The organism is Nitrobacter vulgaris (assembly GCF_031453995.1).
GTDB lineage: Bacteria > Pseudomonadota > Alphaproteobacteria > Rhizobiales > Xanthobacteraceae > Nitrobacter > Nitrobacter vulgaris.
The window spans coordinates 160,705-178,210 of sequence record NZ_JAVDPZ010000002.1; the positions used below are offsets into that span (position 1 = coordinate 160,705).

Consider the following 17,506-nt stretch of genomic DNA (forward strand, 5'->3'; position numbering starts at 1 on the left):
ACCGTTCTTGACAGGCCGATCTCGGACGTTGGAGGCAGCGAAATGAACAAGATCATCGCGTTGGCGGCTTTTGGGGTCTTGGTCGGTGCGCCCGCGGCGCTTGGGCAGTATCAAGCGAGGGACGGGTCGTCACCAGGTTCAAGCGTTGACAAGTCCTCGCGTTACGACGCGCCGATCGGTCATCGCCAGCCGCGCCCGAGCGACTTGCCGCCGGAGAGGGCGGACACGGAGAACCCGACACCGGTCGATCCGGCGGATGCTGCCCTCAAACGCAAGATTAAAAGCATCTGCCGCGGCTGCTGATGCAGCTGGGTTGAATTTCGTAACGTAATCAGGTTTGCGGATTGGCGCCTTCATCTGACGTCTGTCAGAAGGCAAAACGCTCTAACACGCATTTCTCATGGCGAGCGCCATTCCAATCAACGTGGTACCGCCGAATATCATATTGAGGCCGACCAGCAACCCGATGGCCCAGGCCGCCGATCCCGGGAGGCCGACGATGATAATGCCAGCTATGATGAGGTCCATCACTCCCGCGGTCAGCAGCCAGCCCCACCGCTGCGAGAGTTCGCGGCGATGTTCAAGAGCGTACATGATCGTGACGGCACCCTCGGCGAGGAAGTAGGCGCCGAGCAAGATTGTCAGCGTCAACATACCCTGTACGGGCTGCACCACCAGCAGGATGCCGACGAGAATCGACAGCGCAGCCGAGAGCAACGACCACCAAAAGCCCGGCATCCCCCGTGCCCAGAAGGTAGCGACAAGTCCGACGACGCCGCCAACGAGAAACAGCCAACCGAGAAAGATCGTGATGGCGAGGCTCGCCATGGGTGGCACGACGATGACAGCCAACCCCAGAAGCACGAGCAGGATGCCTTCGAAAAGGAAGGCCTTCCAATGCTCGCGGACTTCCGTGCTCACTTTCAACTGAAGGCGTTCGAAATCTTGGGAAGGGGTCGTCATTGGCTGGGCTCCATGAAACGGAAACGCGCATCCCTCGGGGCACCAGCTTAACGCGCGACGGCTCCAAAAGCAGCAAAAAATGCCGACTGCTGCGCGGTTCAAAAGTTCGCGTCATCTCACGACGCGTTGATCAATGCGACCTTTGGAATGGCTCCAGGAAGCAATGGTCGGACTTGCCGGAGATCGCGGCTCGTCCCCGCCACTGGAAAGGGATACCCGAGAACGCAGATGCCAACTTCATCACCAGCAGCCGGAATTCCGACCGGCACGGTGCCATGGTCAAACCAGCCTGCTTTACGGGGCAGGCAATCCGTACCAAGACGTCGCCGTTCAGACCTGCACACCCTCTCCGTTACAGGGCGCACTGTTCCAATTGCTCCACTGAACGTTGGCAAGACTGCGAAAATCTGTCGTCAGCGGACGCCGTGTAAGTTTCTCGTAAGCGCCGATGACCTTCTCTGAGACGGTGAGCTTGCGCCGTAGGTTGGCCGCTATCCGCAGCGTCTCGACGCGCACTCGCGGATCCGCGGTTTCACCAAAGCGGAAACGGCGAACCTCAATGTCACGCAGAGCTTCGCGATGCTTTTTCAATTGAGCGCGGTGCCATGCGATGGTGCTATCGCTATCAGCCATCAAAAAATCCTCACTCTGCGCGGCTGCATTTAGCCGCAATAAAGAACGAGAGCCGAACCCATCCTCCGCTGATTTCGATTCGTCAGCGGAGGAAGGAATTGAGACTGAGAAAGCGTCGACGGATTCTGGTTAATCAAAGGTTAACGAGCATTCACGGCGCTGGGTGAGGCACAGCAACACGCGGGTGATCCTCGATTCCAACGTTCGCAAGAAGGCTTACTGAAGGGGAAAAGGAATGTTTAGAAGCGACCCGCCAACCGTGATTGTTTTATTGACCGGCAGCGGATTGCACGTAATAGCAGGGCCGTGGAAATTGTAGCTTTGCGTTCGTTCTGATCACCGTTTCAATTGATGCGATGAATTATTGACTATGACAATTACGGGTCTCGATAGAGAAGTTCTGCTCACGCTCAACGCATTCGGTGGAGGAAGCAACAACCTCTGGGACCTCGCGAACAATTCGCTTTTCAGGGGATTTCCGGTGTTCTTTTCTCTTGTCGCCCTGTGGTTTTCCGGTGATCAGCCGGAGCGTCACGGTCGTATGCTAGCCGGGCTGCTGGCGGTCTGTTTGGCGACAATGCTTTCTGTTTGGTCACAGTTTCACACCGCGGTTCACATACGTCCAATTCTGGACTTGGCAATTCCTCTGGATACTGTCATTCCGCGAACACCATGGGACCGAACGAATTCGTTTCCGAGCGACACAGCGACCTTGTTTTTTAGTCTCGCTGCTGTGGTTTTTGTAGAAAAGCGGTGGGTCGGGCTATTCTGCTTTGTTTGGGTCGCGGCGATAGTCGCGATTCCCCGGATCATTGTCGGGCTCCACTATCCAAGCGACATTCTTGGGGCGTTTATTCTTGGACCGGTGACCGTTTTCCTTTTTGCCACGCTTCCATACCCAAAGGGCCTGTTTGAACGCGCGCTCACGTGGTTCGAAGGCCGTCTGTATATTGTTCACGCACTCTTATTCATTTTTTTGGCCGAAGCGTTCGACCTGTTCCCGAGCTTGCAAGCCCTCGGAAAGGTGTTTGCGCGAATGCTTCACTCCTAGAGCCCTTCCGCTTCCGGCGGCATCAGCTTCCGGCGGCATCAGAAGCGGAATTCTATTTTTTTGACGCGTTTTCCTCACGCGAACCGGTATCCACTTCGCTCGAAAACGCTATAGAGTTTTTGCTTGGGCAAAACTTTAGGCCGGCTCCAGCCGTGCAGGAGCCGTCAGTTCACGACATCATGGCTGCGCTTGGTGACACTGGCCTAAGCGAGCCGCTACACACGGGAAGCCAACGGAACAACACAGCGACAGGTGCGCCGTTGCCCTGATTTCCCGTATGTCACAGCCCGGCGCCAAACTCCGCCCCGTCTGTTTTATTTCGAGTGCGACTTCCGCGAACTGTGTTTCGTCTCCGGAGCAGACGCAGAAGCAGCGTGCTCCGAAAGTTGATCGAGACGTGTGTTCAGCTTTCCTACGTCCGCTTGAAGAGCGTCTACGGTCGTCTTGATGGACTCAGGATTTTCCGTCTCGGCAACCTTCCTCTTGAGAGTGTCGAAATCCGACGCAGAGAAAGCGCCCAACTTAGTTTGTACGGCCGCGATCTGAGACTCCAGGCCCTTGATCCTAGCATCGAGCTGAGCATCAGATGTTGGCGGAGCCTTCATCTTGGCTTCTAGGAGGAGCAAGCGTTGTTCAAGTCCGGCGGTTGCATCGGCGTGCGGCGCAGCCTGGTGTGCAGGGGCGGGTGCCGCCTTCGCTTCGCTCGTAAGCCGGCCGGTACTGCTCCATACCAAGGCCATGCTGCCGAAAAACATCACGCAGATAACGGCTATGCCCCCGATCAACTGATTGGAGCGGTCGTGTTCATTCATCACGTTGCCTCCTTGCGTTGCTAACGTTGCATTGCTTACGTTGCGTTGTCTCCCTTCGAGCCAGTTACCAAGTATGACTGAGCTGCGACATTTTGTACAGGGGCGCACGCATCCATTGGCGGCGTCTGCGGAGGTCTGTCTGCTCATCGCAGCATTTTCGAAAAGACCAGAAAGAGCGACGGTGTTCCATCCAGGAACTTCGCCCTCGGACGCAGTGCAAGCTACCGTCGTCATTCCGCCAAAGCGAAACCGAAAAGAACGGCATCTTACGACGCCAGTCTCAACAAGAAGCACAACATCATCGAGCGCTTCTTAAGCTAGCTGAAGCAGTTCAGGCGCGTCGCAACCCGCTACGAACTATTTGCGACACGTCGGTTAAACAACCAAAGCGCGAGGGCGCTTGCCAGCATCACCAGCCCGCCCAGCAGCACCGACAACGGCGTAGCCCCGAGTCGCTCAAACCATTGAGTATAGAAATGAATACCGCTGAAGACGGCGACGAGGTTGACCAACCAGCGTCGATTTGCCCGAACGGCCCAGAATCCAGCACCGAGCAACGCCACCGCCCACATCACGCTGAATGCCATGGCCGGAATGACGGGTTTGGTCATGAGCGTCGAGGATACGTCCTTGGCAGCGAGCGAACGTATCAGCATCAGTGGATCGCCCCATAGTGAGCCGATCCAGAAGCCGAAATTGATCAACAGCAGCGAGGTTCGCGCGGCTGTGACCGCGAGCCGCGCATATTCGGCTGGCAGACGTCGCGAAGCTCGATAGGCGATCAGGGCCACCATAGAAAATACGACCACGGTGAGCGTCGGTTCGAAAATAGCTAGCGAATAACTGGCGTGGCTATAACCCGTGCGTGCTCCCAGGCAAGCCGAAGCGGCCAGCACCGCCAGCGCCATCAAGAGGCTGGAGCGAGCGATGATAGCTGCGAGGCAGAAAACACACGTGACAATCAGCATGGTGGCAAGGAGGTCGGCACGATAGGCGATAGCGCCGCCGCCTAACATCAGTGCGCCGATGACAAGGCAAATCTGCCCGAAAATCATCCAATGCTGCACGCGATTAAGTGCAATTGCGCAACCTGCGACAAAAAGTGTGAGCCCGAAGCTAATCGCCGTCAATGGCGCAGGCGCCAGCGCGACGGCACCCGCCGCAATAGCGACGACAGCGAACCCGACGAGGATGTTGATGCCGAGAGAGATTGTATCATGTGCAGCGAGCTTCGTGAGCTTTTCGGCTTCCTCGCTCGTTAGCTTGCCTTCCTCAACAAGCTTGGAAATGTCCAGCGTGATTTTCATCGTCCCTCGTCCAGCGGAGCCGATCCCTATCCCATATAGAAACTGTCAACCTATCAGAAATCAACATCCACGCCTCACTGTATGATTGTCGGGGGAAGACTACGCGCGCATATGAAATGCAGTTATGCTGTGCATACTATAGTGCGAAATCGGGGAGGCGGGTTACGGCTACGCGCGCGTCAATCATCGGTGGCGCAATTGGGGCCCGCAACAGCTAGCGAAACTGATGACGCTACAGTTTATTGACTTAGATCAACGAAAAGGTCCGCTATCGCACTCCGATGATCGGCAAAGGTCACGTCGGGTGCTGGATAGCCAACTGACCAGTAGATCGGAGAGTTGCATGAGAACCATCAACCCGTTGGTGCTGTTAGCGCTGTTAGTATTGCTCGTTGCGCAATCGGCTTCGACAGAGGCTGCGGATTTGAGCGGAGCTTGGGCGATTGATTCCTCGACCTGCGGTGACATATTTACCAAAAAGAATAACAAGCTTGCTTTCAAGCAAGATGCTGATCTCCACGCGGGCGGTATAATTGTTCATGGAAAGCAAATAACCGGCACATTTCAAAAATGCACCATCAAATCATTGCACGATGACGGGCGGGATGTGCGAGTGATTGCGGCGTGCTCGGACGGTATCGCGGTATCGGACATGGAGTTCGACGTGAAAATCTCCGGAGAAAACAAGATCACACTTAGCTCAAAGGAGCCGGTACCGGTGGAAATGCCATATGTTCGCTGCCCGATGTGACTGTCCGGACGGCGACATTGGTGGCGAACGATGGAGGTTCGTCATGTCTATTCCAGTGGCATTGCGCGCAGACGCCAAGACATCATAGCTGGCGTCACCAAATGAATCGGCGAGACTTAAGGGCCGCAGTCCCTAGCGGACCAGGAGATTAAGCGGTTTCAGGATGTTCGCCTGAAGTGAGACCCGAAAGCATTCGGGTCCCACTACAGCGCTCTGGTTTAGCTTCAGAGATAAGCGACCAACCCTACAGACGACGCAGCAAGCGATATCAGCGCGGCTCCAAGCATCATCCATAGCGTATCGAGTTTCGTCGCCAGCAAAAGGACGAAGCAGACAGCCGCAATGGCGATGGTAATGGGACCTGTCAAGCCGTCATGCCCCAGCGGAATCGCCGCAGCTAACAGCAGCCCAGCACTCGCGATCACAACCGTTTGCAAGATCGATTTGACGCAGGAGTGTTCCATTCTGCGGCCCACGAAGTGAACCAGCGGAATGATGAGGAGCGCAGGCGTAATCATAGCAAGCCATCCAGCGACGGCCCCCGGAATCCCTGCCGCAAAATATCCGACGCTCACGATATAGAGTCCGACAGGTCCCGGCGAACTGCGGGTAATGACGACGGCTTCGTTGAGCTGCTCATTGGTAAGGACATGATAGTGATTCACCAGTGCCTCTTGGATGACCGGCAACGACGCGAGTCCTGCAAAGGAGGTCACCGTGCCCTTCAAGAGCACAAGATAAAGCACCAGTATGTTCATGGCAGGAAGCATCCCACGACGGCGGCGATGACCAGCACGTAAATGGGCGAGATGCCAACGACAACATTCAAAAGGAACGCGCTCGCACCAATCAGGATCACGCGCAGCCGCTTACCCGTCTTGAAGTACGGATGCGCGATGGTCCAAACCGTCTTCACCGTAACCGCGACGGCCGCTGCAACCGCGCCCTTGATCGCCGCCTGAGCGAATGCGTTTTCTTGCCATTGGGAAAATAGAATGGTGATGACCACCACGAACGAAGTGCAGGGGATGGAGGATGCCAGCAACGTCACTACCGCACCGGACCATCGTCGCAACATCCAGCCGACACCGACACAGAAGGCAAGAACATTGGTGCCGGGCGTTAGCCGACCAAGGGCGAATGACAGCGCGAATTGCTCTTCGCTAATCCATCGCCGTTTTGCAACGACCTCACTGTGTATGACGGCCGTTGTCGCGCTTCCTCCGCCGAGCGTGAAGTTGGCATAGCGCGCGAAAACGCCAGCGAGTTGCTTGAGTGTTGGTTGATTCATCGACATGCACGACACGACCGCTTGGGCGCCTAGTACGCCAGATTAAGACAAGCCCGTTTCCGTCGTGCCGGAGAGTTTCACACCTGCTTACGGCAGGCCGTGAGGCATGCACAAACTAATCAGAACTCCCGGTGGGTTTCAAGCTACGGCTATTCAGCGGTCACAAACGCGAAGGGTAGGGCGCTAAGGAAAACAAAGGGCAAGCTAGCCGTTGGCGCTCCCTGGAGCTGCCGGTCGTCGAGATCGAGTTCACGATGAAGCGGCTGCGCGGCGCGGATTAGTTTTCGGTGCGCAAAACCCGCCGGTGCGGGGGCTCCGGCGGGTTTTGAATGGGGCGAAGGGATTAGAGGAGGAAAATCGCCAACAACACAACGACGGTGATCACGACCGCGGCACCGATCGTCCCCAATTTGATGAAGGACTTATACGTTTCCTCGTGCGCCGGATAATCCATTCCTTCCGCAGTCGAGTACGTCAATTCGCCATGATCAGACATGTCAAGCTTCCCAGTTACGGTTGATCTTGCGTCTCTCACGACGGTGACCGGTGAGACCGATATACCTGCCCGCGGTCACCGCCAATTCATGCAGTTCTGCGAGCTTACGCTGGCGGGTGTTCGCGTCGGCGGCTCTCGGTCTGACGCTCGCCATAAGCTAAAGCTAGCGAGAATATGGCTATGACGCCGGCAACGAATGCGGTCACAATGATTGTGTCGGTTGGCATGTCGATCTCCCGTTTTGCTTTCGACAAGCCAAGAATACATTCAATCACGCGCATGTTTTTCATCTAGCGCAAAGACGCCGTTATTCTCTTACACAGATGCTCCGGGCGGTCAGACCCAGGAATGGATATCTCTTCGCACTATGCGCTGCGGCGTTGCTGATGCTGGGGTTCGGCTTGGCGCTTGAGTGAGCGCAGCGCCTTTTGATCTAGAACAAACTATAAAAATAGCAGGCATGTTAAACGAGTGAATTGCCGGTAGAGACCCCGGCGATATCCAGGCCCGCCCTGGGCCCGTTCCTTCTCTAACTCGGCCCGACGCTTCACGGCGCTGGGCCTTTCTTTTTCGGCCGCGGCTCGCTTGCCTTGAACCGTGTCGACCGCGGCTCACCGATCGGCGGCGGCGCGGCGTCATGAACGGCTCGATAGAAGCTGATGCGGGCGATAACCGGCCGCCGTTTCGACCCATGCTCCTTCACGAGACCAAGGCGGGTTATGGCGCCATATAAGGCTCCCGCGCGAGGACCGTTCCGTTTAACCGACACATTGGCGAAGCGCTTCGAGATCCAGAATGTCGATGTGGCGGTGCGAGGAAATTTGAATCACTCCAGCTCGCCGCAGCCGCGTGAGCTCGCGCGAAACCGTTCCAATCGTCAAGCCGAGAAAGTCGCCAATTTCGGCGCGCGAAAGCGGAAGATCGAAAGCCGTGACGCCGTCGCCTCCTGCAAACGGATCGATCTGCCGAACCATCATCATAAGAAAGCTGGCTACCTTTTCGCGTGCCGTCTTGCGTCCAAGCGCCAGCATCCACTCGCGACCCTGATCGACCTCGCGAAGGGCTTGGTGCAGCAGTTTTGCTTCGAGGGCCGGATTTTCTTCGAGCATCTTCCGCAGCGCGCTCCTGGTTATGCTGCAGATCTCAACATCCGAACAGGCTTCGACCCGAACAAAACTCTCCTCTTGATGAAGTCGTCCGACGAAATCGGGCGCGAATTGAAGTCCGACGATTTGTTGGCGACCATCGGCCAGAGTCTTGGTCAGCTTGAGCACGCCGCGCATGACATTGGCATAGGATCTGATCGGTCCTTGCTCCTGTAAGAGAACCTCGCCGGCGGATACCTTTACGACACGCGTGAATTTGGCGAAATTCACCAATTCGTCGGCATTGAGCGCGCCGCACATACCCTTGTGCCGTACATCACAGCTCCGACAGAGCTTCGGCACATTAGAGTTATGGATGTCCTTCCGGGGCGGGTTCATACTGCTCTAGCTTGAGGATAATCGTCTGCAGCGCCGAGACACCGTCTCTTTTCAGCTGTCGGTTCTCCGGACGGATCCTGCATCCCATAAATCTTTCTGTCTTTGCGATCGCGCAAAGGCGAACCTGAATTGTTGCGCTACCGCAATCTGAATAGTTTGAACGACGAGCGGTGATTGCACGCGAGCGATTTCTGAGCTGACGACCAGTAAACGGCAACGCCCATTGCATATCGCTAGCTCGACAATGGCCAGTACCGTGAGAAGTGTACACAGCGGTTTATTGGCCATCCATTGGAGACGAAACGGGCTTGTCGAGCTAGCCTATTGAAATCATTGGCGGCTCCCTAGCGGACCAAGACGACTGAGCCGTTCAAGGTGTTGGCCTGAGGTGAGACCCGGAGGCGTTCCACGGGATTCTTGTGCTTTCCAATAGGCGTGGCTCACCGGTGCAAGTGCAGCGCCCCGTTTAGCCATCAGGGAACCAACCCTACCGAAACTTCCCGTCGAAAAACTCGCAGGCGACCTCACCCCTGCGACAGGCCGACCGAATAGGGAACGAACGGTCAGTCGGCGGATTAGTGTACTCAGCACATGCTTGTGCAAAGGAGCATGTCCATGAGTAACGATCACGAAACTGGCCATCTGACCGCCAGCGATAAAGAGTCGGGGAAAGCTGTCTACGGCGCTGAGAACAAGAAGATTGGTAAAATCGAAAGTGTCATGATCGACAAGACCAGCGGGGAAATCGCTTACGCTGTCCTCAGTTTCGGTGGATTTCTCGGTATCGGCAAAGACCATTTCCCGGTCCCCTGGAAGCTGCTGCGATTTGATTCCGAGCTTGGCGGTTACCGTTCCGACATCAGCGAGAACCGCCTGCACGGCGCTCCGAAACACGGTACCGAGACCATCTTCGATTGGAACGCCAGGTACGCAGAACTGGACGACTACTACAACGAGGAAGTCCTTTCTGCTGACAAGCACTGGTTTGGTAAGGTTGGTGAGGCTGCGGGCTCTATTTTTAAGGGTAGCAAACGCGAATGGTAGGGCGTGACGGCTGCGAGAGCAGTTTTCTCCGTACCCCGTCCGCAAAGCCACCGCCTTGAGTGGGACCGGTAAGGTCCGCGAGGGAAATGATTAGACACCGGCGCTAGGAGCTGGGGAGAAATGGCCTTTGGCGCTCCCTAGCGGAATCGAACCGCTCTCTCCACCGTGAAAGGGTGGCGTCCTAACCGATAGACGAAGGGAGCTGAACTTTTCGGCGGCAAATCGCACGTCGTTTCAGTCTCAATCCGCTGCAATACTACCGTCAAATCAATATCCTATATTGATTTGATCAGACGGAGTTTCCGGCCGACATGAACCGACCGGCTGCAGTCGTGAAACGTATAGTGGCGTTTTCCCGGAGGAGCAAGCATCTCCACCGTGGGGACCGGGTTGCGCCGGGTCCCACTTCGACTGAAAGGCGAGCCCCACACGGGCCTACCCGTCCAACTCGAGCTACCCGTCCAATGGAGCATCCAAAATGATGGGAAGAGGTGTCGCTCATTGGCTTTTCCACGTGGGCGCAGGGGCGCGGTGCGCTCATCACTAACGGAGATAGCCGATCAAGAAGTCGAGACCATCCGCGCGCGAAAAGCGTGCCGAGGATACGCACAGGGGTTATCTGGATCTGAGGGATCGTCGAGTTGCGCATATGTCAGCGGCAGCAGGATTGGCATCCATATGGTGCTGGTGCTGTGTCGGAAGGGTGCGCCGTTGCGAAGCGCATTCGTAGTCGCGACGTCACGGCGTACGGTAAAAAAAAGCCTCGCTAAAGCGAGGCCTTCAACGAAGGTCTGGCGTGCGCGTTCAACTACCGAAGAATAGCCACAGCAGAAGTATCACCGGTATCGGTACGCCAATCAGCCAGAGCAAAAGTCCCTTTCCCATCCGCCGTCTCCTTGAATGTCATATACGTTAAGGAGAACGTGAACTGCGCATGATCGTTCCCGCCTGCTACAGGGCCGAACAGTAAGGGCGGTACGAGGTCGCGCGGTGATGTTTCGTTGCAATCGCGCGAAAGCACGATCAGGCACAGTAGCGCCGCTCTGAACTTCTCACCAATGACCGGTGTTTGGCATCGAGCTCCACGGTTCGGCCGACGGGCGAGCATCACCCTTTTGCAACAGCTCGATCGAGTGCAGATCTGGGGAGCGGACGAACGCCATCTGGCCATCGCGGGGCGGGCGATTGATGGTGATCCCGAGCTTCATCAATCGTTCACAGGTGGCATAGATGTCGTCGACCTCATAGGCGAGGTGACCGAAAAAGCGGTCCTCGCCGTACGTCTCCTCGGCCCAGTTGTAGGTCAATTCGACCAGCGGTGCGCCGCGGCCTCTGCACTGTTTCACCAGATCCTCGTCGTCGGGGGCGCACAGGAAAACCAACGTGAATCTGCCTTTGTCGTTATCGACGCGACGGACTTCTTTCAGTCCCAACGCTTCGACATAGAACTTCAGCGCGACCTCGAGATTGCGCACGCGCAGCATGGTGTGAAGGTAGCGCATGTGTGACTGTCTCCTGAAGACGCATGAGATGAGCGGTGGGTCCAGACAGCAGGCGGGTGCCTGCTTGTTGATACATCGTAGCAAAACCAGATCGGGGCGGTCGCTTTTTGCGCGCAATTTCCGATGAGCGGAGCGCCAATTAAGCGCCCTTTTTCCACGTTAGTGGAACTCTTTCAGCGGCTTGCTCGTTAGCTAACGCAAAAACGGCATAAACCATAATTCCTGAGAATTAGGATGTGTCCAAGTCCAACGTCATTGCAACCAAGTTAAATAGAACCAAGTCAAATAGACGCGCGTTATTGCGTCGATTTTTGGTGAGAGGATAGCGACATGAAGAAGAAGTTGATCATGATTGCGACCGTGGCAACGCTCGGCAGCGCCGTTATATCGCTGCCAGCTCAGGCTCAGCGATTTGGACCGGGCCTCGGAGTCGGTCTTGCCGTCGGCGCTCTGGCAGCGGGCGCAATGGCGAATTCGTATTACGGACCGTACGGTTACTACGGCGGCGGTCCGTACTATGGCTATGGACCGGGCATTTACGGCGCCGGCTATGGCGGTGGTTGGGGCTGGGGCGGTCCGGCCTATTATGGCGGGTGGGGACCCGGTTATTATGGCGGTGGTTGGGGCTATCGCCGTGGTTGGGGCTATCGCGGTGGTTGGGGCGGAGGCCGCGCGTACTATGGAGGTCGCGGTTGGGGTGGTGGAGGCCGTGGGTATTATGGGGGTGGTCATCGACGCTGGTGATCTGAGTTGACCCCCCGGAGAGATCGAGATGGAATCTCTCCGGGACAACGGATGCACCGCAGGATTTCGTCGCCTTGACGGTTAATCGGTGCGCAGCGAAGCGGTCTATTCGCGGCCTCTTCGCGAATAGAATGACGCTGGACCTGCTGCGATGCCTTCATTTTAGAGCCAATAATTTTTTGTTTTTTTTCGTGCGTGTGGATTTAGGTCGTTGTCGTTGGGCGTCCCTTGAATTTGGAGAATTTCCAAAAAAAGATTCAAAACAATCACGGACACGGGGCCAGCTTGTGGCTATTTGGAAACGTCTTGGCGCAGGAACTATTCGCGCGTGCACCGGTCCAGTGAATTATCATGCGATGTTTCTGCAAAATGTCTGGCTTCTTATTCATAGATGAAAACTGCCCACAACGGATTGGATGCTCGTTAGGGCCGAACCTGATCGGCAATCAGATGAGGATCAAAAACCCGTGAGTAACTGATTCGTGCGTGTGCAAGTCTGTTTATAGGTGTCGTCAATTTATCTTTTGTCTTGCGACGCCAACGAGAGTGTTATCTTTTGATTCCTAAGATTCGCTTGGATATATACAGTTGTGTATAACGTCGTCGAGCAGACGACAACCGTAGTAAAATGTGTGGGGGCCTGCGTCATGGGGTCGGACGGTTTTGAATCCAGGAAATTTGCGGGACCGACGGTGAGCGATCACTTAGGGTCAAAGGACTTTTCCGGAACAACAGATCGAGAGTCGGGTGCCGGGCCTTTCGCCGGGCTTGGGGAATCTCCCGCCAACATCGTCGAGATCAGCGGCGTCATCAAATGGTTTGACGCTTCAAAAGGCTACGGATTTATCGTCCCTGATAATGGCTGGCCGGACGTGCTCTTGCATGTCACCGTGCTTCGTCGAGACGGTTATCAGACGGCTTATGAGGGGGCCCGTCTGGTCTGTGACTGCGTGCAGCGGGCGAGGGGCTATCAAGCGTTCCGGATCACCTCGATGGACGAGTCTACCGCGATTCACCCGGCGCAGATGCTGCCGCCGCGGACCCACGTCAGCATAACGCCTACCAGCGGCTTAGAGAGGGCGCAGGTAAAGTGGTTCAATCGGCTGCGCGGTTTCGGGTTCTTGACGCGCGGCGAGGGAACGCCGGATATTTTCGTCCACATGGAAACGCTACGGCGCTTCGGCATAACAGAGCTTCGGCCGGGACAGTTCGTTCTGGTTCGGTTTGGGCCGGGTAGCAAGGGTATGATGGCGGCGGAAGTTCAGCCGGAAACCGGTGCTCCCAGCGTCTCCTCGCACTGATCCGGCGGAGCTACCGCCAAAGCTGCGTTGCGCGGGGATGGCTTGAGATCTGACTTTCCGGAAATCGTGTTTTGCACCCGCAACAAGCCTGCTGTTCCAGGTGGCGGCGGTTTGCGGCGAGACGCATTGTGATCATAGTTCTGACAGGTTGTCTGATGCTACAACTGCGGAATATCGGTCTAGGGTGGCTCCGCTCCGGTCTATGGATCGCCCTGTTCTCTTGGATTGTCATGGTCGCGCCGGACGACTCCTACGTCCACGCAGCCGAACTCCAGCCGCTGGAAATTGCAACCCAAGCCGGCGTAAGGACGTTCTTGGTTGAGATGGCGACAACCCCCGAGGAGAAGGCCACCGGATTGATGTATCGAAAGCATCTGCCGGACGGGCAGGGTATGCTGTTCGATTTTTCTCCGGTGCAGCAGGTGACGATGTGGATGAAGAACACCTACATCCCGCTCGACATGATCTTTATCGGCCCGAGTGGTCGCATCCTGCGGATCGCAGAGAACACCGAGCCGCTATCGACCCGAATTATCTCTTCACGCGGCCCGGCCAAAGCTGTGCTCGAGGTGATCGGAGGGACTGCGAAAAAGTACGGCATCGCGCGCGGCAACCGGGTCTCGCATCCGCTCTTTAACGGCCATTGATTCCGCAAATAGCGGAAAGGCTCTGAGCGACTTGCTGGGCCGGCCGGAAGCATGTAACGACATCGTTTCCCAGCAGATCGGGGTATAGCGCAGCCTGGTAGCGCGGCAGTTTTGGGTACTGCAGGTCGTTGGTTCGAATCCAGCTGCCCCGACCATTTAAATACTTGAAAACACCACATATTTCGTACTACCTCCGATTGTCGCCAGGTGATTCTCCAGTGCGGGGAAGCACCGGGGAAACACGAGGCGCTTTTTGGGCGCCCCGTGCAGTGGTTTTCTAGGCCGTTGCCCTCCCTGCCGCCAGCATGCGCCCCGCCTGGCGGTACGTGATGATTGCGTCAATCACCACCATATTGCCGGGCATCGCATAGAATTGCCCAACGGCTTTCCGGCCCAGCGGCTTCAACATGCGGGCGGCCTGCCCGGACGGCACGTGGGCCTGAATCACTGCCAAACCATCATCAAGGATCAGGGATATCGGTACGTTGCGCGCCTTAAGGCGCTCGACGATATCGGTGATGCGGTCGGTGGGGATTTGATCGGCAGAGACTTTCTTCAAAGCGTTCATATCTGTTTGCCTTTCGAGCAAAATTGCATCCGGGGGCGAAATGACCGCAGATAAGGGCAGCCCCGCACGCCTTTAGGCTCGCGCCTTGGACATGCGCGTGCGGCCCCCGGACTAGAAATTATGATCGCCGACTGACCGGTAACGACATTCGGCTTATCTCAATGGGCTTTCGACCCGCCGTGATGATGCGCCAAAAAATCAGAAGCGCAAGAGGCGCACGGCTAGGAATCTGCTGTTGCAAGCAGAAGTCAACACGCAGCGCTTTGAACGCTGAGCACTATTGCTGTCGAAAATTATTTTGCACGCCGCAGGAATGCGACAAAGTCAACACGAGCGCTTAACCGTTCGCCGCGGCCATCGATACATGGGCGGGGGCAGGTGGGTGGGGGTCACCCCTGGCGGGGGGCCGATGGTGTCGCCGCCAAACGTCGGAACGCCCCAGCGCTAATTTTTTAGTTTCAGAATCCCTCGGGCCAAAACGAGCGCAAAGCCGCCGTCGTTTGAGCAATATTGGAATAGACGAACGAGTCGTAGAAAGCCTTACGCTCGAATGCTCAGAGCACAATGCGCTTCCAACTCTCCTCATCCATGATAATATAGCGATTGGGTGACACAGCTGCTCCGCCGGCAGCACTGCGCTAAACGCGCCATCGAAAGTGTCGCCGGCATGCCCTATCCGACAAAATACACCCGTCAGTACGATTTTCAGAGTTACCAGGTCAGCAATCCGACGCGACCGCTGCCTGGCAACCAGGTGAATGTCGATCTCGACAGCGTCAAGGCGTCGGTCGCCGAGATCATCGACTTTCTGAAAACGTCGATCCGATCGGATGGTCGATTGGCCAATGGCAGCGTCGGCGTCAATCAGCTGGACGCAACATTTCAACTTGGTTTCTCGCTTCCGACGATGTGGGAGCCGAACGTCGAATACACGACGGACAGCACCGTCTTCTACGCCAACAAGTTTTACATTGCGAACGTCGCGCACACGTCGACAGATGGCTTCGACGAGAGCAAGTGGGATCTGATCGTCGATTTCGGTGCGGAGGCGACCGCTGCGGCTGCGAGTGCTGCTGCGGCGGCAGCGAGCGCCACCGCTGCGTCTGGTTCGGCAACGACGGCAACGACCCAGGCGACGAGCTCCGCCGACAGCGCCACCGCGGCGTCAAATAGCGCCACCGCCGCTTCTGGCTCCGCCACGACCGCAACGACCCAGGCGACCGCCGCTTCCAACAGCGCAACGGCTGCGGACGCCAGCGCGGATGCAGCGGAAGCCAGTGCGACTTCCGCCGATGGCAGCGCGGATGCTGCCGCAGCGAGTGCGACTGCAGCAGCGAGTGCGGTGCCGGCGGGCGGTACGACAGGGCAGGTGCTGACCAAGGCGTCGGATGCTGACGGGGATAACGAGTGGGCGGACGCCCCTGCCGGGGGTGCGCTCGACGTAATCCACATCAAGGACTACGGCGGGGTCGGTGACGGCTCCACTGACGACACGACCGCGCTCCTGGCGTGGCTGGCTGCGATCAACGCGAGCACTGATCACAACGTCACCGCCGTACTTGGCAACGGCGACTATCAGCTCGCCTCCGGCACAGCCACTAGCGGCCTTGTCATCACTCGTGACAACGTCACGATCGACGGCACAGGCGCGACCATCACCCTCACGGGCACTGGGGTTATACCTGCTGTCTTTCAGACCGACGGTCAAAGCAACATCACGTATCGAAACATTCGGTTCATTGGCAACTGCCAGGCCAACGCTTTCGCCAACGGTGCAGCAATATGGTTCGTGAATTACACCGTAGGTAGCTGTTCCGGGTTTCTCGTTGAGCAATGCTATTTCGAGAACTTCAAGGGCGATTATTGGGTTTTCAGTGAGAACTACGAAGCCCGTGCCATGTCGAACATTGTCATCCGCGACAACATCGCTGTCAGTAAGACAGGCAATGCTCGTGGGCCTGCGGTGATTACAATTTCGTCGTCTTTTTGCGGGGTGTTGGGATCTGGCGACTCCGGCTATCTGCTGACCGAAGTCCTGATTGAGAACAATGTGGTTCACGCCGATTACATCAAGAGCGGCGTCATCGTGCAAAATCAAGTGTATAATTTTACGATCCAGAACAACACGATCTGGAACGCGGGGCAGCAGGGTATCTCGAATGATTGCGGTGCTTACGCAATCCTTATTTACGCGAACGCGCCATTTTTTAACGGTAAGTACGGACGAACTACAGGAAACAAGATTCACTCACCGCGTTCGATTGGTATCTACCAAGCGAACATCTGGCCCGGAAGCATCATTAACGACAACCTGATCGTTAGTCAGGGACCGGACACGCTAAACAGTACGCTACCGAAAGGCGGCATATGTTTGAATGGCTCTTATGAGACAACGGTCATAGGCAACACCATCGTCAACACGACGGTGGATGCGATTTGGTGTAACACGGCTCCGACTACGAACACCTGTCTGAACATCGCGAACAACACCATTCGCGGTGCTGATCGCGGCATCGTGTTTGAAAGTGCCACGTACAACGGCAGCAACATTGTTGTTCAGGACAACATAATCCAAGACGCCGGGACAAAAGGAATTATTTGCCGGAGTTATACTGGTGCTACCACAAATGATATTACGGTTCGGAATAACCAAATATGGTTGGCGGCAGCATCGTCCGTTGGGATCGAGTTTGATAGTCCGACGAGTACGTATCAACTGTTCTATTGCAACGTCCAAGGCAATACGATCCGATCTGGTGCTGCATCGATCATTGGCATCAAATTCAACGGCTTTACAAATACGGGTAGCTTTATCACCCAGAATAGGTTTTGCAGGACGTTCTCTGCCACTGTTCAAACCACTGGTTCGACGGGCATCACCGCGTCCGACAACTTAAACCAGCTCTAAGGCA

At 56.3% G+C, this 17,506-nt stretch carries 18 protein-coding genes, 2 tRNA genes and 1 pseudogene; 9 read left to right on the forward strand and 12 right to left on the reverse strand.

Annotation, left to right across the window (positions count from 1 at the left end):
* The first annotated feature begins 42 nt into the window (after nt 1-42).
* Nucleotides 43-303 (forward strand): hypothetical protein, encoded by a 261-nt coding sequence (locus GGQ85_RS01790; RefSeq protein WP_079446785.1) that lies wholly within the window; start codon nt 43-45, stop codon nt 301-303.
* Between the two features lie 81 nt (nt 304-384).
* Here GGQ85_RS01790 and GGQ85_RS01795 read toward each other — a convergent pair whose 3' ends face one another.
* Both GGQ85_RS01795 and GGQ85_RS01800 read right to left on the reverse strand, forming a co-directional pair.
* The gene (locus tag GGQ85_RS01795) at nt 385-963 is read right to left on the reverse strand and encodes an HdeD family acid-resistance protein (RefSeq protein WP_309773090.1); all 579 of its coding nucleotides are present in this window, start codon (nt 961-963) and stop codon (nt 385-387) included.
* A gap of 330 nt (nt 964-1,293) precedes the next feature.
* A complete protein-coding gene (locus GGQ85_RS01800) occupies nt 1,294-1,596 on the reverse strand; it encodes a hypothetical protein (protein ID WP_173815970.1) in 303 nt (100 codons plus the stop codon).
* A gap of 370 nt (nt 1,597-1,966) precedes the next feature.
* Here GGQ85_RS01800 and GGQ85_RS01805 point away from each other — a divergent pair, with 370 nt between their 5' ends.
* A complete protein-coding gene (locus GGQ85_RS01805; protein WP_309773188.1) occupies nt 1,967-2,647 on the forward strand; it encodes a phosphatase PAP2 family protein in 681 nt (226 codons plus the stop codon).
* Nucleotides 2,648-2,961: 314 nt separating this feature from the next.
* Here GGQ85_RS01805 and GGQ85_RS01810 read toward each other — a convergent pair whose 3' ends face one another.
* Nucleotides 2,962-3,606: a hypothetical protein gene (locus GGQ85_RS01810; protein WP_309773093.1), complete on the reverse strand. Its 645-nt coding sequence runs from the start codon at nt 3,604-3,606 to the stop codon at nt 2,962-2,964.
* A gap of 203 nt (nt 3,607-3,809) precedes the next feature.
* Nucleotides 3,810-4,766, reverse strand: a complete 957-nt coding sequence (locus tag GGQ85_RS01815) for a hypothetical protein (RefSeq protein ID WP_309773095.1) — start codon at nt 4,764-4,766, stop codon at nt 3,810-3,812.
* 343 nt (nt 4,767-5,109) lie between these two features.
* Between GGQ85_RS01815 and GGQ85_RS01820 the strand changes: the two genes are divergently transcribed.
* The gene (locus GGQ85_RS01820) at nt 5,110-5,517 is read left to right on the forward strand and encodes a hypothetical protein (RefSeq protein WP_309773096.1); all 408 of its coding nucleotides are present in this window, start codon (nt 5,110-5,112) and stop codon (nt 5,515-5,517) included.
* A gap of 224 nt (nt 5,518-5,741) precedes the next feature.
* Here the strand turns inward: GGQ85_RS01820 and GGQ85_RS01825 are convergent, their stop codons facing one another.
* The 5 genes from GGQ85_RS01825 to GGQ85_RS01845 all read right to left on the reverse strand — a co-directional run bounded on the left by GGQ85_RS01825 (nt 5,742) and on the right by GGQ85_RS01845 (nt 8,788).
* The gene (locus GGQ85_RS01825; protein ID WP_309773098.1) at nt 5,742-6,275 is read right to left on the reverse strand and encodes a chromate transporter; all 534 of its coding nucleotides are present in this window, start codon (nt 6,273-6,275) and stop codon (nt 5,742-5,744) included.
* A complete protein-coding gene (locus tag GGQ85_RS01830) occupies nt 6,272-6,814 on the reverse strand; it encodes a chromate transporter (RefSeq protein ID WP_309773099.1) in 543 nt (180 codons plus the stop codon). Before GGQ85_RS01830 ends, GGQ85_RS01825 begins: the two co-directional genes overlap by 4 nt.
* 337 nt (nt 6,815-7,151) lie before the next feature.
* Nucleotides 7,152-7,304, reverse strand: coding sequence for an aa3-type cytochrome c oxidase subunit IV (locus GGQ85_RS01835; protein WP_079446777.1), 153 nt, complete (start codon nt 7,302-7,304; stop codon nt 7,152-7,154).
* Nucleotides 7,305-7,408: 104 nt separating this feature from the next.
* Entirely contained in the window at nt 7,409-7,594 is a 186-nt protein-coding gene (locus GGQ85_RS01840; RefSeq protein ID WP_079446776.1) for a hypothetical protein, read from the reverse strand.
* 468 nt (nt 7,595-8,062) lie between these two features.
* Nucleotides 8,063-8,788 carry a Crp/Fnr family transcriptional regulator gene (locus tag GGQ85_RS01845; RefSeq protein WP_079446775.1) on the reverse strand — a complete coding sequence of 242 codons (726 nt, stop codon included), beginning with the start codon at nt 8,786-8,788 and terminating at the stop codon, nt 8,063-8,065.
* Nucleotides 8,789-9,403: 615 nt separating this feature from the next.
* On the opposite strand from GGQ85_RS01845, the pseudogene GGQ85_RS01850 reads away from it, so the two are divergent.
* A pseudogene (locus GGQ85_RS01850) lies at nt 9,404-9,754 on the forward strand (PRC-barrel domain-containing protein); the annotation flags it as partial.
* A gap of 206 nt (nt 9,755-9,960) precedes the next feature.
* Here GGQ85_RS01850 and GGQ85_RS01855 read toward each other — a convergent pair.
* Nucleotides 9,961-10,035, reverse strand: a tRNA-Glu gene (locus GGQ85_RS01855).
* 849 nt (nt 10,036-10,884) lie between these two features.
* The gene (locus tag GGQ85_RS01860) at nt 10,885-11,334 is read right to left on the reverse strand and encodes a VOC family protein (protein WP_079446772.1); all 450 of its coding nucleotides are present in this window, start codon (nt 11,332-11,334) and stop codon (nt 10,885-10,887) included.
* 330 nt (nt 11,335-11,664) lie between these two features.
* Between GGQ85_RS01860 and GGQ85_RS01865 the strand changes: the two genes are divergently transcribed.
* From GGQ85_RS01865 to GGQ85_RS01880, 4 genes are all read left to right on the forward strand, one after another.
* Nucleotides 11,665-12,078: a hypothetical protein gene (locus tag GGQ85_RS01865; protein WP_079446771.1), complete on the forward strand. Its 414-nt coding sequence runs from the start codon at nt 11,665-11,667 to the stop codon at nt 12,076-12,078.
* Nucleotides 12,079-12,725: 647 nt separating this feature from the next.
* Nucleotides 12,726-13,379 (forward strand): cold-shock protein, encoded by a 654-nt coding sequence (locus tag GGQ85_RS01870; RefSeq protein WP_079447012.1) that lies wholly within the window; start codon nt 12,726-12,728, stop codon nt 13,377-13,379.
* Nucleotides 13,380-13,609: 230 nt separating this feature from the next.
* Nucleotides 13,610-14,026, forward strand: coding sequence for a DUF192 domain-containing protein (locus GGQ85_RS01875; protein WP_374708836.1), 417 nt, complete (start codon nt 13,610-13,612; stop codon nt 14,024-14,026).
* 78 nt (nt 14,027-14,104) lie between these two features.
* Nucleotides 14,105-14,181 (forward strand) — tRNA-Pro (locus tag GGQ85_RS01880).
* Between the two features lie 122 nt (nt 14,182-14,303).
* On the opposite strand, the gene GGQ85_RS01885 is transcribed toward GGQ85_RS01880, so the two are convergent.
* A complete protein-coding gene (locus GGQ85_RS01885) occupies nt 14,304-14,594 on the reverse strand; it encodes a hypothetical protein (RefSeq protein WP_309773103.1) in 291 nt (96 codons plus the stop codon).
* A gap of 607 nt (nt 14,595-15,201) precedes the next feature.
* On the opposite strand from GGQ85_RS01885, the gene GGQ85_RS01890 reads away from it, so the two are divergent.
* Nucleotides 15,202-17,502, forward strand: a complete 2,301-nt coding sequence (locus GGQ85_RS01890; protein ID WP_309773105.1) for a right-handed parallel beta-helix repeat-containing protein — start codon at nt 15,202-15,204, stop codon at nt 17,500-17,502.
* Nucleotides 17,503-17,506: the final 4 nt, after the last annotated feature.

What these genes read in the sequence shown, in the direction of transcription:
- GGQ85_RS01790 (WP_079446785.1), top strand. Translation starts at nt 43, where the DNA reads ATGAACAAGATCATCGCGTTGGCGGCTTTTGGGGTCTTGGTCGGTGCG.
- GGQ85_RS01820 (WP_309773096.1), top strand. Translation starts at nt 5,110, where the DNA reads ATGAGAACCATCAACCCGTTGGTGCTGTTAGCGCTGTTAGTATTGCTC.
- GGQ85_RS01830 (WP_309773099.1), bottom strand. Translation starts at nt 6,814, where the DNA reads ATGTCGATGAATCAACCAACACTCAAGCAACTCGCTGGCGTTTTCGCG.
- GGQ85_RS01795 (WP_309773090.1), bottom strand. Translation starts at nt 963, where the DNA reads ATGACGACCCCTTCCCAAGATTTCGAACGCCTTCAGTTGAAAGTGAGC.
- GGQ85_RS01825 (WP_309773098.1), bottom strand. Translation starts at nt 6,275, where the DNA reads ATGAACATACTGGTGCTTTATCTTGTGCTCTTGAAGGGCACGGTGACC.
- GGQ85_RS01865 (WP_079446771.1), top strand. Translation starts at nt 11,665, where the DNA reads ATGAAGAAGAAGTTGATCATGATTGCGACCGTGGCAACGCTCGGCAGC.
- GGQ85_RS01800 (WP_173815970.1), bottom strand. Translation starts at nt 1,596, where the DNA reads ATGGCTGATAGCGATAGCACCATCGCATGGCACCGCGCTCAATTGAAA.
- GGQ85_RS01870 (WP_079447012.1), top strand. Translation starts at nt 12,726, where the DNA reads ATGGGGTCGGACGGTTTTGAATCCAGGAAATTTGCGGGACCGACGGTG.
- GGQ85_RS01860 (WP_079446772.1), bottom strand. Translation starts at nt 11,334, where the DNA reads ATGCGCTACCTTCACACCATGCTGCGCGTGCGCAATCTCGAGGTCGCG.
- GGQ85_RS01810 (WP_309773093.1), bottom strand. Translation starts at nt 3,606, where the DNA reads ATGAGCAGACAGACCTCCGCAGACGCCGCCAATGGATGCGTGCGCCCC.
- GGQ85_RS01815 (WP_309773095.1), bottom strand. Translation starts at nt 4,766, where the DNA reads ATGAAAATCACGCTGGACATTTCCAAGCTTGTTGAGGAAGGCAAGCTA.
- GGQ85_RS01840 (WP_079446776.1), bottom strand. Translation starts at nt 7,594, where the DNA reads ATGAAAAACATGCGCGTGATTGAATGTATTCTTGGCTTGTCGAAAGCA.
- GGQ85_RS01845 (WP_079446775.1), bottom strand. Translation starts at nt 8,788, where the DNA reads ATGAACCCGCCCCGGAAGGACATCCATAACTCTAATGTGCCGAAGCTC.
- GGQ85_RS01805 (WP_309773188.1), top strand. Translation starts at nt 1,967, where the DNA reads ATGACAATTACGGGTCTCGATAGAGAAGTTCTGCTCACGCTCAACGCA.
- GGQ85_RS01835 (WP_079446777.1), bottom strand. Translation starts at nt 7,304, where the DNA reads ATGTCTGATCATGGCGAATTGACGTACTCGACTGCGGAAGGAATGGAT.
- GGQ85_RS01875 (WP_374708836.1), top strand. Translation starts at nt 13,610, where the DNA reads ATGGTCGCGCCGGACGACTCCTACGTCCACGCAGCCGAACTCCAGCCG.
- GGQ85_RS01885 (WP_309773103.1), bottom strand. Translation starts at nt 14,594, where the DNA reads ATGAACGCTTTGAAGAAAGTCTCTGCCGATCAAATCCCCACCGACCGC.